Annotated in this window: 12 protein-coding genes; 6 read left to right on the forward strand and 6 right to left on the reverse strand. The window is 67.4% G+C overall.

Annotated elements, in window-relative coordinates; translation table 11 throughout:
- Positions 1 to 5: 5 nt before the first annotated feature.
- From ACFE65_RS06130 to ACFE65_RS06140, 3 genes are all read left to right on the forward strand, one after another.
- The gene (locus ACFE65_RS06130) at positions 6 to 1,535 is read left to right on the forward strand and encodes a circularly permuted type 2 ATP-grasp protein (RefSeq protein ID WP_375381463.1); all 1,530 of its coding nucleotides are present in this window, start codon (positions 6 to 8) and stop codon (positions 1,533 to 1,535) included.
- Positions 1,536 to 1,653: 118 nt separating this feature from the next.
- Positions 1,654 to 2,589, forward strand: a complete 936-nt coding sequence (locus ACFE65_RS06135; protein WP_375381464.1) for an alpha-E domain-containing protein — start codon at positions 1,654 to 1,656, stop codon at positions 2,587 to 2,589.
- Positions 2,589 to 3,392 (forward strand): transglutaminase N-terminal domain-containing protein, encoded by an 804-nt coding sequence (locus tag ACFE65_RS06140; protein ID WP_375381465.1) that lies wholly within the window; start codon positions 2,589 to 2,591, stop codon positions 3,390 to 3,392. The genes ACFE65_RS06135 and ACFE65_RS06140 overlap by 1 nt, the downstream gene beginning before the upstream one ends.
- A gap of 160 nt (positions 3,393 to 3,552) precedes the next feature.
- On the opposite strand, the gene ACFE65_RS06145 is transcribed toward ACFE65_RS06140, so the two are convergent.
- Positions 3,553 to 4,317 (reverse strand): arginyltransferase, encoded by a 765-nt coding sequence (locus ACFE65_RS06145; protein ID WP_375381466.1) that lies wholly within the window; start codon positions 4,315 to 4,317, stop codon positions 3,553 to 3,555.
- Between the two features lie 110 nt (positions 4,318 to 4,427).
- The gene (locus ACFE65_RS06150; RefSeq protein WP_375381467.1) at positions 4,428 to 5,684 is read right to left on the reverse strand and encodes a threonine ammonia-lyase; all 1,257 of its coding nucleotides are present in this window, start codon (positions 5,682 to 5,684) and stop codon (positions 4,428 to 4,430) included.
- Between the two features lie 150 nt (positions 5,685 to 5,834).
- Between ACFE65_RS06150 and ACFE65_RS06155 the strand changes: the two genes are divergently transcribed.
- Together ACFE65_RS06155 and ACFE65_RS06160 are read left to right on the forward strand one after the other, a co-directional pair.
- Complete coding sequence (locus ACFE65_RS06155) at positions 5,835 to 7,526, forward strand: amidohydrolase (protein WP_375381468.1); 1,692 nt, start codon at positions 5,835 to 5,837, stop codon at positions 7,524 to 7,526.
- A gap of 134 nt (positions 7,527 to 7,660) precedes the next feature.
- Positions 7,661 to 8,161 (forward strand): energy transducer TonB, encoded by a 501-nt coding sequence (locus tag ACFE65_RS06160; protein WP_375381469.1) that lies wholly within the window; start codon positions 7,661 to 7,663, stop codon positions 8,159 to 8,161.
- Here ACFE65_RS06160 and ACFE65_RS06165 read toward each other — a convergent pair whose 3' ends face one another.
- Positions 8,162 to 8,389 (reverse strand): response regulator transcription factor, encoded by a 228-nt coding sequence (locus tag ACFE65_RS06165; protein ID WP_375381470.1) that lies wholly within the window; start codon positions 8,387 to 8,389, stop codon positions 8,162 to 8,164.
- A 252-nt stretch (positions 8,390 to 8,641) separates the two neighbouring features.
- Between ACFE65_RS06165 and ACFE65_RS06170 the strand changes: the two genes are divergently transcribed.
- Complete coding sequence (locus tag ACFE65_RS06170; RefSeq protein ID WP_375381471.1) at positions 8,642 to 9,709, forward strand: helix-turn-helix transcriptional regulator; 1,068 nt, start codon at positions 8,642 to 8,644, stop codon at positions 9,707 to 9,709.
- 121 nt (positions 9,710 to 9,830) lie between these two features.
- Here the strand turns inward: ACFE65_RS06170 and ctrA are convergent, their stop codons facing one another.
- From ctrA to ACFE65_RS06185, 3 genes are all read right to left on the reverse strand, one after another.
- Positions 9,831 to 10,538: a response regulator transcription factor CtrA gene (gene ctrA / locus ACFE65_RS06175; RefSeq protein WP_375381472.1), complete on the reverse strand. Its 708-nt coding sequence runs from the start codon at positions 10,536 to 10,538 to the stop codon at positions 9,831 to 9,833.
- A 97-nt stretch (positions 10,539 to 10,635) separates the two neighbouring features.
- Entirely contained in the window at positions 10,636 to 11,793 is a 1,158-nt protein-coding gene (locus ACFE65_RS06180) for an AI-2E family transporter (protein ID WP_375381473.1), read from the reverse strand.
- A gap of 31 nt (positions 11,794 to 11,824) precedes the next feature.
- Entirely contained in the window at positions 11,825 to 12,721 is an 897-nt protein-coding gene (locus ACFE65_RS06185) for a LysR family transcriptional regulator (RefSeq protein WP_375381474.1), read from the reverse strand.
- Positions 12,722 to 12,831 lie beyond the last annotated feature (110 nt).

The raw sequence follows: 12,831 nt of genomic DNA on the forward strand, positions 1-12,831 counted from the left end.
TTTCGATGGGGCAACGACCGGCGTTCGACGAGATCATGGGGAGCGCCGACGATGGCCGCCCCGAACTCGCCGCGCTGCACCGCTGGTTGGAGGACACACCCGCCGCCGAGCTCGGCCGTAGGCAACAGGCGGCGGAGGCGACCTTCCGTCAGCTCGGGATCACCTTCGCTGTCTATGGTGACACCGACGCCGGCGAGCGGATCATCCCGTTCGACATCGTGCCGCGCGTGTTCATGGCCGACGAGTGGGCGCGACTGTCCGAGGGGCTGGTTCAGCGGGTGGAGGCGATCAACGCCTTCCTCAACGACATCTACGGCGAGCGGCGCATCCTGGCCGACGGCGTGCTGCCCGCCGACCTGGTGCTCGGCAACCCGCAGTTCCGGCCGGAGATCGCCGGCATGCGCCCGCCGCACGACGTGTGGGCGCACATCTGCGGCATCGACCTCGTCCGCACCGGGCCCGACGCGTTCTTCGTGCTGGAGGACAATGCGCGCACGCCGTCGGGCGTCAGCTACATGCTGGAGAACCGGGAGGCGATGATCCGGCTGTGCCCGGAGCTGTTCCGCGAGTTCCGCGTGGCGGCGGTGGACAGCTACCCCGACCGGCTGCTCGCCACGATGAAGTCGGTCGCGCCCTATGGCGCCGGAGCCTCGCCCACCTGCGTCGTGCTGACCCCCGGCCACTACAACTCCGCTTACTACGAGCACAGCTTCCTCGCCGACTCGATGGGCGTCGAGCTGGTCGAGGGCGCGGACCTGGTGGTGGACGACGACATCGTCTGGATGCGCACGATCGCCGGCCGGGTGCGCGTCGATGTGATCTATCGTCGGATCGACGACGATTACCTCGACCCGCTCGTCTTCCTGCCCGATTCGGCACTAGGCGTCCCCGGCCTGATCGCCGCCTATGCCGCGGGCAACGTCGCTATCATCAACGCGCCGGGCAACGGCATCGCCGATGACAAGGCGATCTACAGTTACATGCCCGAGATCGTGCGCTTCTATTCAGGCGGCGAGCCCAAGCTGCCCAACGTCGAGACCTGGCGCTGCCGCGAGCCGCAGGCGCTGCGCTACGTGCTCGACAATCTTGAGCAGCTGGTGGTCAAGCTGGTCGACGGGTCGGGCGGCTATGGAATGCTCGTCGGCCCGACCGCGAGCAGCGCGGAGATTGAGGCCTTCCGCGCCGCGCTGACCGCCGAGCCGCATCGCTACATCGCGCAGCCGACGCTCGCGCTGTCGACGGTGCCGACGCTCGCCGACGCCGGCCTCGCGCCGCGCCACGTCGACTTCCGCCCGTTCGTGCTCACGGGGTCGCGGGGGGTCGAGGTGGTGCCCGGCGGCCTGACCCGCGTGGCGCTGAAAGAGGGATCGCTGGTCGTCAACTCCAGCCAGGGCGGCGGTACTAAGGACAGTTTCGTGCTGATGGACGCGATGCGGCAGAACATGGGCGACATGAACCAGACAATGGGCGGCGGCGGCGGCATGAGCCAGACGATGGGCGGCATGAGCCAATCGTTCGGAACCCGCAGCTTATGACCGCGCCCGTCATTCCAAACCCCGCTTATGCTGAGCCTGTCGAAGCACTGCCCTTCTTCGCCGAAGCAAGGACAGCCCTTCGACAAGCTCAGGGTAGGCGGGCAGAGGGACGGGCCTGATGCTGTCGCGCACCGCCTCGTCGCTCTATTGGCTCGGCCGCTACGTCGAGCGGGCGGATTTCATTGCGCGGCTGGTGGAAGCGACGGTGCGGCTCGACGCGCTGTCGTCGCGACCGGCGGGGGAGGCCGCCTGGTCGTCCGCGCTCGCCGTATCAAGCGCCGACGCGGCGTTCGAGGAAAGCGGCGCGGATCTCACGCCCGGCGCGGTCTCCTGTTTCCTCACCGTCGACGCGAGCCACCCCTATTCGATCATCCGCTGCCTCGATGCGGCGCGGCGCAACGCAAAGGCGGTGCGCACCGCGCTCAGCCGCGAGGCCTGGACCGCGATCAACCGCGGCTGGCTGATCTTCGAGAACCGCGAGCATCCCGCCGGCGACATGGCGACGCTCAACCTGATGGAGGCGGTGAAGGCGGAGACGCGCGGGTTCGAGGGCGCGGTCCACCGGATGCTGCGTAACCAGACGACGTGGTTCATCCGGCTGGGCCAGGCGGTGGAGCGCGCCGACAACACCGCGCGACTGCTCGACGTCAAATACCACATCCTGCTGCCCGAGGGAGAACGCGTCGGCGGGCTGGTCGATCGCGACCAATGGACGACGCTGTTGCAGACGGTGTCGGCGGTGAACGCCTATCGCTGGCTGTATTCGGAAGGGCTGCGTCCGGTCGACGTCATCGACTTGCTGCTCGCGCGTCTCGAACTGCCGCGCAGCATGGCGGCGTCGGTGGAGGAGACGGTCGAGATCCTCAACTTGCTCGCCAAGCGCGAGGGGCAGCACGGCGAGGCGGACCGGATGGCGCGGGCCCGAGCGGGGCGTATGGCGCGGACCCGGTCGGGCGAGGTGATCGCCAGCGGCCTGCATCAGTATCTCAAGCGCTTCCTGCGCGAGAACGACGAATTGCACGCGGCGATCGGCCGTCAATTCCGGTTCGCCTGATGCGCCTGAGCGTCGACCACACCACTCGCTACCGTTTCACAGCGCCGCAGGGACGAGTGGTACAGATGCTGCGGCTGACGCCGTCGGACAGCCACGACCAGACGGTGGCGTCGTGGCGGATCGACGTCGACTGCAACGCGCGGCTCCGGTCGGGTCGCGACGGGTTCGGCAACGCGACGACGATGCTCTATGCCGAAGGGCCGCTGGACGGGATCGAGATCGCGGTCGCAGGCGCGGTGGTGACCAGCCATTCGGACGGCGTGCTGCACGGCGTCCACGAGCCGCTGCCGCCCGCGCTGTTCCTGCGCACGACGCCAGCGACCACGGCGGACGAGGCGCTGACGGCGTTCGCGCACGACACGGTGGCCGGCGCCGGCAGGGCGATCGAGCGGTTGCATCGCCTCAACGTCGGCCTCCATGCCCGGTTCGAGGTCGCCCGCGATCGGCCCGAGCCGGGGTTGACCGCCGCCGATGCCTTCGCCCGCCCGCAGGCGACCCCGCGCGATGTTGCGCAGATGTTCGTCGCCGCCGCCCGCGCGCTCGGCAGCCCCGCGCGCTACGTCTCGGGTTACTCGCTCGACGCGGAGGACCACCGCCCGGCGCCGCACGGTTGGGCAGAAGCGCATGTCGAGGGGATCGGCTGGATCGGCTTCGACCCTTGCCTGGGCCTCAGCCCGGAGGAACGCCACGTCCGCGTCGCCGCGGCGCTGGATGCGGCCGGCGCCGCACCCGTCGCCGGATCGCGGATGGGCGAGGGGCGCGAAGTGCTGGACGTTGATGTGAGCGTGCACCTCGACGAGTGAGGCGGCGGGCACCACAAACAAGCGTTGCAATGTTGGATTGTCGGTGAGAACTGCCGGTCGTTCTTCCACCGCTAGACTCCACATCCGGGCGCGCGCGCAGGCGCGAAGAGGGTGTGACCTTTGAGACTTTTGCCGGACCGTGGCGCCGGCCCGATCCGCGTCAGCCGGGGTCGGCAACGGGTTCCGCCAGCCTCGACCAGCCCGCCGGGCCCAGCACCTCGATCGGGCGGAAGCGCGTCTTGTACGCCATCCGGGCCGAGCCCTTCACCCAATAGCCGAGATAGACGTACGACAGTCCCGCGGCATGCGCGCGCAGGATGTGGTCCATGATGATGAGGTTACCCAGACCCGGGCGTATCTCGTCGCCCGCGTCGAAGAAGCTGTAGATCATCGACAGCCCGTCAGCCTGCCGGTCCGTCAGGCAAGCCCCGACCAGTCGGCCGCGCGCTCCTTTGCCGGCGCCTTCCACCGGCCGCTCGCGATATTCGATCACGACCGAGTCGACTGGGGACTGCTCGACCATGTCTGCGTAATCCTCCTCGTCCATTCCGGCCATGCCGCCGCCCGGATGGCGCGCGCCGAGGTAGCGGCGCAGCAGCCGGAACTGCTCCTCCGTCGCCCATGGGCGGCAGGCGGTGACCTCCAGATCCTCGTGGCGGCGCAGCAGCTTGCGCTGGCTAGCGTTGGGGCGGAACTGGCCGGCGACGACGCGGACCGACACGCAGGCGGAGCAGCCGGCGCAGCTCGGCCGATAGGCCACGCCCTGCGAGCGGCGGAAGCCGATCCGGCCGAGCGCGTCGTTGAGCTCGGCGGCATGCGGCCCGTTCAACTCGGTGAACACCTTCCGCTCCTGCCGCCCCGGCAGATACGGGCAGGGCGCCGGGCTGGTGACGAAGAAGCGCGGGAAGCGGAAAGGCGCGGTCACCGCGGTCGGGTCCTAACGTGCGGGCGCCAATGCCCTTCGTTTCGCTTATGCGAAGCGCAGCGCATCCTGAAAAGCGCCTTTACCACGAAAGAGGGTAAAGACGGCGCTGGTTATCCAAGCTCCACCTGGCTGACGGAATAGCCCGCGTCCCGCAGCGCCGCGATCAGCCGGTCGAGCGCCGCCCGGTCCCGCGCCTCGCACTCGATGTCGGTGATGAGGCCCTTGGCGGGCAGCGTCGTGAAGACGCGCTGGTGATAGACCTCAATGATGTTGATCCGCTGCTGATCGAAGATGCGCGCGACGTTGAACAGCGCGCCGGGCTGGTCCTGCAGCTTGATCCGCAACCGCGCGAGCCGGCCCGACCGCGCCAGGTCGCGGAGCAGCACGTTGGCGAGCAGCCGCGTGTCGATGTTGCCGCCGCACAGCACGACGCCGACGGTCTTGCCGGCGAACCGCTCCGGCTGGGAGATCAGCGCGGCGAGGCCGGCGGCGCCCGCGCCCTCGACCACCGTCTTCTCGATCTGGAGCAGCAGGCTGACCGACTCTTCCAGGCTGCGTTCGGAGACCAGCAGGATATCGTCGACCAGATCGGCGACCATCGCGGACGTGATCGCGCCGGGCTCCTTCACCGCGATACCCTCGGCCAGCGTATCGCCGGCGCACGGCATGGAGGTGCCGTTAAGCCGGTTGTACATCGACGGGAACAGCTCCGCCTCGACGCCGATCACCTCGATGGCGTGGCCCCCTCGTTTCATTGCCGCCGCGCGCGCGACCACCGCCATGCCGCTGATGAGGCCGCCGCCGCCTATCGGCGTCACGAACGTGTCGATCGCGGGCACGTCCTCCAGCATCTCGATCGCGACCGTGCCTTGCCCCGCGATCACGCGCACGTCGTCGAACGGGTGGATGAACGTGTAGCCGCGCTCTGCCTCCAGGATGCGGGCGTGGGTGTAGGCGGCGTCAAACGTGTCGCCTTCCAGCACGACCGTCGCGCCATGGCCCTCGGTCTGGGTCACCTTCACGATCGGCGTGTTGGTGGGCATGATGATCGTCGCCGGCACGCCCAGGCGGTGTGCGTGATAGGCCAGGCCCTGCGCATGGTTGCCGGCAGACGCAGCGATCACGCCCTGCGCGCGCTGTTCGGGTGAGAGCTGGAGCAGCGTGTTGAGCGCCCCGCGCTCCTTGTAGGCGGCGGTGAACTGGAGGTTCTCGAACTTCAGATACACTTCGGCGCCCGTCATCTGGCTGAGCGTTCGGCTGACGAGCGTCGGCGTGCGGACGATCGACTCGCGGATGCGGCCATGCGCCGCGCGGACGTCGTTGATCGTGACGGGTTGAGTTTCGTGTTCGCGGGCTTGAGTCGCCACAACAATCTCCGTTCACCCTGAGCTTGTCGAAGGGCTGCCCTTCTTGCGCGCGTCCAAGAAGGACAAGGCTTCGACGGGCTCAGCCCGAACGGGGCATGACGCGCCCTAGAGCATCTGGTCGGTCGCGAGAACACGCCTTATGCGCGGCCTATGCTCAAGCCCGCTCTGCTCGTCGTCTCCCTCGTAATAACCGTCGCTCCCCTACAGGCGAAGCGGGCGCCTGCTCCGCCGCCGGCTCCGCTGCCCGTGTCGGCCGGAGCGTTGGTCGACAACATCAACGGGATGACGGTCGATCGCGGCGGGCACGTCACGCGCTTCACCGGCCTGCTGCTGACGCCCACCGGGCGGGTCATCCGGCTGCTGACGGCGAACGACAAGCGCCCCGACCGCCTCGACTGGCGCGCGGACATGCACGGGCGGGTGCTGCTGCCCGGCTTCATCGACGCGCACGGCCATGTGATGGAGATGGGGTTCAGGGCCTTGGAGCTGGACCTGTCGGATACGAGCTCGCTCGCCGAGGCGCAGGCGAAGATCGCGGCCTATGCCGCGGCCAACCCCGATCGCAAATGGATCGTCGGCGGCGGCTGGAACCAGGAGAAATGGGGCCTGGGCCGCTTCCCGAGCGCGGCCGACCTCGACAAGGCGGTCGGTGACCGGCCGGTCTGGCTAAAGCGGGCGGACGAGCATGCCGGCTGGGCCAACACCGCCGCCATCAAGGCTGCCGGCGTCACCGCGCGGACGCCGACGCCGGCGGGCGGCCGGATCGAGAAGATCGGCGGGGAGCCGGCGGGCGTCTTCGTCGATGCCGCGAGCGACCTGGTGCAGAAGGTCGTGCCGCAGCCGCAGCCCAAGGATCGCGATGCGGCCTTCATCAAGGCGCAATCGATCCTGCTTGGCTATGGCGTCACCGGGACGGCCGACATGGCGATGTCGATCGACGACTGGCTGTCGTACCGCCGGATGGGCGATGCGGGCGCGCTGCGCGTGCGGCTGATGACCTATGGCCTGGGTGTCGAGACGGCGGTGCAGATCGGCGGCACCGGGCCGACGCCATGGCTGTACGACGATCACCTGCGGATGGGTGGGGTGAAGCTGTTCGCGGACGGCGCGCTCGGCTCGCGTGGCGCGTGGCTCAAGGCGCCCTATTCGGACGCGCCCGGCCAGTCGGGCGCAGGCTTCATGACCGACGACGCGATCCGCAACCGGATGAGCCGTGCGGCGATGGACGGCTATCAGGTCGCGGTCCACGCGATCGGGGACCGCGCCAACGCGCAGGTGCTCGGCGCGATCGACGAGATGGCGCAGACGTACAAGGGCGACCGACGCTGGCGGGTCGAGCATGCGCAGATCGTCGATCCCGCCGACCTTCCCAGGTTCGCCGAGCATGGCATCGTCGCATCGATGCAGCCCACGCACGAGACGAGCGACCGTCAGATGGCGGAGGCGCGGCTGGGGCCGGCTCGGCTCGCGGGCGCCTATGCCTGGGCGACGATGCTGCGCGAGGGTGTGCCGCTGGCGTTCGGGTCCGATTATCCGGTCGAGAAGCCCGATTGCTTCGCCGGCTGGGCGGCGGCGTTCACGCGCCAGGGCGCGGACGGCGAACCGTTCGGCGGCTGGCAACCGCAGGAGCGGGTGACGCGCGAGCAGGCCTGGTGGGCGTTCACGGGCGCGGGCGCCTATGCGGGCTTCGCGGAAAAGGAGTTCGGGAGCCTGACGCCGGGGCAGATGGCGGACTTCATCATCGTCGACCACGACCCGCTGCTCGCAAGCCCGACCGAGCTGCGCGCGACGAAGGTGGAGGAGACGTGGGTGGGTGGCAGGAAGGTGTGGGCGCGCGACTGAAGCGCGTGAGACTTCCTACCGGGTTTCTACCAGGGGATTCGGCCGACTATCTGGGACGCGAGCCGGTGCCTAACCACGACGTGACCGGGCGGAAACTGCCGACGGTCATCATCCCGTTAGTCCGGAGACCTGCCATGTCACGCTTCACTGTCACCGCGGCACTCGCCGCGGCTCTGCTTGCCGTACCCATCGTCGCCCGCACAACGGAAGCGGCCCCGGGCTCACCCGTCACACTCGTGTCTTGGGCTCAGCGCGTTGGACACGAGTTGAACGCCCACATGCACGATCCCTTTGACATGGCGGGCAGAGAGCGTCCCAGCGGTGTCGTCAGGATCAAGTTCAACTGCAGCGAGTCGGGCAAGCCGGGCGGGGTGGCGGTATATAAGAGCTCCGGAAATCCATGGTTGGACCGCGCTGCCCTCGACGCTGTGAGGCATGTCGCGACGCTTCATCCCCTGCCCGACGGGATGAGCCACCAGCAGCGGTATGTCGCCACGCTGCTCTTCGCGACCAGTTACGAGGATTACGAGGAGGGCATCGCGAAGCTCCGGGCGGAGCAGTTGAAGAGCAATGCATGGTTCAAGGGGCAGGCAGGGGTCGCGCTTCTCGACACGCCGTCCAGTACGGCCGGTTGATCACTCCGACGTGTCGCCCTTCGAAGTATCCCAGAGACCGAGCAGGGCGGCACGAACCATCAACTGCGAGCGGTTGCCTGCATTGAGCTTCAGCCGGGCATGCTCGACGTAGGACTCCACGGTCTTGGGCGTAATCCCCAGAACAAGCGCGATCTGCTTGGAAGACTGGCCAGTGCCTACCAACCGTACCACTTCGGTTTCCCGAGGGGTGAGCAGAACGTAACCCAATGCTCTCATGACTCTCCCCGTTCTCGGTCAAGCGCCGCGGGCGCCGACTGATCCGCTCTAACGTCTTGGCCCGTCCACATCGCGACGAGTGGAGGCTTCCGATCGGAGAGCCTCGTAGTTCACAAGCCGAGCATAAGGCATCACCCCGAAGGGTGATGCCTTATGTCAACAAGCGAGCGACGAGTTGAGGATATGTGAGTAAAGCGACTTCCAGTCGCTTGATGCGTCTACGATCATGGGGGCAGCAGAGTGGTGGAACTTGACCGTCTTTATTCGGCGATAGATTGTGATAAGTCGTTGTATGACTTAGCCGATATTATCTCCGGCCTGTGCGGTACCCGCTCGGCGCAGCTTCGGTGGCGTGATCCTGTGACCGACGTGTCGCTTGACCTGATGAATTACTGGCCGGCAAAGGAGGTCCACAATTATTTCGCCGAGTTCGTAGGGGCGGATCCATGGCTGCCGATCATCGACATGGCCGGGCCCGGCGTGATCCGGGGCGATGCCCTGATACCCCCGAGCGAGGTCGAGCGGTCGCTCATGTACCAGCAGCTGTTCCGTCCGATCGGCGACGACACGTCCCGCTTGCTCGCTTACGTATCGTCGAAGCGCGATCCGCGATTGATCATCGCGGTGCATCGGGCTGGCGGCGACCGTGCGTTCGACTCCGCCGACATGGAACGGCTGAGTGTCATCCGCCCCCATGTGGAACGTGTCCTCACGTTGCGGTCCCGCCTCGGTTCTATCGGAGAGCGGGATCGAGGCGAGTTGGCCCTGCTCGACGCGATGGGCAAGGCGGTGCTGCTGGTGGACAGGAACCTGCGCGTGGCGGCATGTTCCGAGACTGCCCGTCCATATCTGGATCGGCGCGACGGATTGTGCTTGCACGAGGGACGTCTAAGCTTCGTGGGTCATGGCCTCGATGCCGGAGTACGCGCATCCGTACGGTCGCTGATCGATCGCGGAGCGCCCCGACCCACGTCCTTCCACATACCCCGGAAGGAACCGGCGCGACCGCTGCTGTTGTTCATCCTTCCGGCGGGCCCCGAAACAGCAAGCGGCGCCCTGATCCACCTGGACGACCTCACACGTCTTCCCGGAGACGCCGCCCGACGCGCTTTAACCGAGCTGTACGGCCTCTCCGTGGCGGAAGTATCGGTCGCGCTCGCACTGGCGCAGGGAGAGAAGATCGCCACCATCGCCGAGCGCCGGGGCGTCACCTCCGAAACCGTTCGCAGTCAGGCGAAGCACATCTATGCCAAGACCGACGTGAACTCCCAAGGCAAGCTTGCACGACTCGTTGGCAGGCTGCCATCGTAGAAATCGTAGAAGAATACGGTGCTGAATGCCCGAGTAGTCAACGTAAGCGGTACGCTTTCATCTCTTGCAATCCGCCCTCCGAAAACAAGCATCCATAAAGCCGATTAGGACCTGCGTAATATCACGCCACTTGCGTTGCGCTCACCACCACCTCGTCCGGCTCGCGGAGCACATAGCCGCGGCCCCAGACCGTTTCGATATAGTTCTCACCGTCGCAGGCGAGGCTCAGCTTCTTGCGGAGCTTGCAAATGAAGACGTCGATGATCTTGAGCTCGGGCTCGTCCATCCCGCCATAGAGATGATTGAGGAACATCTCCTTGGTCAGCGTCGTGCCCTTGCGGAGCGAGAGCAGCTCCAGCATCGCATATTCCTTGCCCGTCAGATGCACGCGGCTGCCGTCGACCTCCACCGTCTTGGCGTCGAGGTTGACCGCCAGCTTGCCCGTGCGGATCACCGATTGCGAATGGCCTTTCGAGCGGCGGACGACCGCCTGGATGCGCGCGACCAGCTCCTCGCGATGGAACGGCTTGGTGACATAATCGTCTGCGCCGAAGCCGAACGAGCGGACCTTGCTGTCCATCTCGTTGACGCCCGACAGGATCAGGACCGGAGTCGACACCCGCGCGACGCGCAGTTTCTTCAGCACGTCGTACCCGTGCATGTCCGGCAGGTTGAGGTCGAGCAGGATGATGTCGTAGTCGTACAGCTTGCCGAGATCCAAACCCTCTTCGCCGAGGTCGGTCGTGTAGACGTTGAAGCCCTCGGTCGTGAGCATCAGCTCGATCGCCTTGGCGGTGGTGGGCTCGTCCTCGATCAGCAGCACGCGCATGGCAGTTCCCCCGTTCGCGGCCGCCCGGTCGTTCCGTCGCGTGCCCAGCAAGATCAATTAACCACACGACTTCTGAACGGGAAAGGTTAATTTCGCCCTAATCGGCTGGTGGGATCGACACGGCGGCGGTGGCGCGATCGGCATGGGGGATCGCCTCGCCCAGCACTTCGCGAAGGTAAAGACTGCGCACCAACGTGAAGATCACCACTAGCAGCGCGGCGGAGAAGAACAGGCCGAACACGCCGAAAACCGCGCCGATGCCCAGGATCGCGAACAAGGTGACGGCAGGTGGGATCGAGATCACCCGGTTGGTGACGAAAGGGGTGATGAAGTTCGACTGGACGACGCGAACCAGCGCATAGGTGGCGAGCGTTCCCAGGATCGGCCCGGTCCCGGCGGTCGCGGCGAGGCCCAGTGCCGGCAGCATCGCCGCGGTGGGGCCGACATAAGGGATGAACTCGGACAGGCCCGCCAGCAGGCCCAGCGCAGCGGCGGACGGCACGCCCGTGAACCACAGGCCCAGCCCGATCAGGACGCCCATCGTCGTCATCTGGATCAGCTGCGCGCGCAGCCACAGCTTCAGCGTCGCCGCGGCATCGAACAGCGCGTCCTCGATCGCGTCCCGCTTCGACGGCGGGATCAGCAGCACGAAACCGCGCTCGTACACGCCCGGATCGGCAGCGAAGAACAGCGCGCCGACCAGCAGCAGCAGGAAGTTGAGCACCAGTTCGCCGCCGCCCAGCACCAGGCCCGACAGGTCCCGCGCGACCTTGGAGCCGGCATAGGCGGAGTTCACCGCGCTCACGAGCTTCGCGCCCATCGGCGATTGCGAGAGCCAGCGCGACAATTGGCCGAGCAGCGACGGAAACTGGGCCACCAGCGTGTTGATCTGTTGCCCGAACTGGATGCCGAACAGCCAGAACAGGAAGCCGAGCAGCGCGAGCACCGTGGTGATCCCCGCGCCGAGCGCCAGCCGCGGGTTCAGGCCAAGCCGGCCGCGATAAAGGTCGGCGATGGCGTGGATCGCAATCGCCCCCAGGATCGCGCCGAACGCCAGGATCAGCAGGTCGCCCATCCGGTACAGCGCCGCCGACAGCGCGATGACCACGATCACGATGATCACCCGGCGCACGAAGCGCGAGTCGGCGTCGTCCGGTGCCAGGCGTGCGCGGCGCAGGCGACCGGCGGACGCGAGCGATATGGCGGAAGGTGCTGGGTCGATCACGGACAGGTCGTGGCAGATCGCGCGGGCCAAGCCCAGCCCGGTGACGACACGGGCGACACGGCTAGCGCAGCCGCTCGGCCAGGAACGTGATCAGCGCCTCGACTCGCGCGGGCCGAAGCGGGCTTGGCGGGGTCAGCAGGTGGAGCGCCGGCCGGATCGTCGTCCAGTCTGTCAGGATCGGCACCAGCGTTCCCGCCCGGATCGCGGCATCGACGATGAAGTCGGGCAGGATCGCGATGCCCAGGCCGGCGATCAACGCGGGCACCAGGGCGTCGCCGCTGTTGGCGGACAGCGGCCCGTCAGTGCGCACCGACACCTCCTCGTTGGTTCCGTCCTCGCGCGGCTGGGTGAACCGCCACGGTCCGTTGGAATAGGAATAGCCGAGCAGCACATGGCCGGCGAGGTCCGCCGGATGCGCGGGCATGCCGTGAACCGCCAGATAGGCCGACGCCGCGACGACGTGGATCGTCACGTCGCGCAGGCGGCGCGTGCGCAGGCTGCTGTCGGCCAGCACGCCGATGCGCAGCGCGACGTCGATCCCCTCCGCGACGATGTCGACATAGGCGTCGGACAAGTGCAGCTCGATTTGCACCTTGGGATGCGCCGCCAGGAACTCCGCCAGCAACGGCGCGAGATGCGTCACGCCGAAGCTCATCGGCGCGGCCAGCCTGATCCGCCCCGCAGGCGAACTGGCGCCGGCACGCGCCGCCTCCTCCGCCGCATGTGCCTCGGCCAGCAGGCGACGGGCGTGCTCGGCGAGCGGCTTGCCCGCCTCCGTCAGCGCGAGCCGGCGCGACGTGCGGTGGAACAGCGACTGGCCGAGCTGCGTCTCCAGCCGCGATACCGCCTTGGACACGGTCGCCTTCGACAGGCCGATCGCGGTCGCCGCGGCCGAGAACGAGCGATGCTCCACGACCGAGGCGAAGATCGCCCATGCCTCCAGATCGGGTAACCGCATGCCCCACACTCCCCGACCACCCCTGCCAGGACGGTAGCGGCTGAAACGATCGGTTTCCACCGTTTCCATTTACGCTTGGTACGCTGCCGACCATATCCCTGACACACAGG

The sequence above is a fragment of the uncultured Sphingomonas sp. genome (assembly GCF_964237335.1).
Classification (GTDB): Bacteria; Pseudomonadota; Alphaproteobacteria; order Sphingomonadales; family Sphingomonadaceae; genus Sphingomonas.

Bases quoted from the DNA above. Each gene is read 5' to 3' on its own strand.
- ACFE65_RS06140 (WP_375381465.1), top strand. From the start codon at position 2,589: ATGCGCCTGAGCGTCGACCACACCACTCGCTACCGTTTCACAGCGCCG.
- ACFE65_RS06160 (WP_375381469.1), top strand. From the start codon at position 7,661: ATGTCACGCTTCACTGTCACCGCGGCACTCGCCGCGGCTCTGCTTGCC.
- ctrA (WP_375381472.1), bottom strand. From the start codon at position 10,538: ATGCGCGTGCTGCTGATCGAGGACGAGCCCACCACCGCCAAGGCGATC.
- ACFE65_RS06155 (WP_375381468.1), top strand. From the start codon at position 5,835: ATGCTCAAGCCCGCTCTGCTCGTCGTCTCCCTCGTAATAACCGTCGCT.
- ACFE65_RS06185 (WP_375381474.1), bottom strand. From the start codon at position 12,721: ATGCGGTTACCCGATCTGGAGGCATGGGCGATCTTCGCCTCGGTCGTG.
- ACFE65_RS06130 (WP_375381463.1), top strand. From the start codon at position 6: ATGGGGCAACGACCGGCGTTCGACGAGATCATGGGGAGCGCCGACGAT.
- ACFE65_RS06135 (WP_375381464.1), top strand. From the start codon at position 1,654: ATGCTGTCGCGCACCGCCTCGTCGCTCTATTGGCTCGGCCGCTACGTC.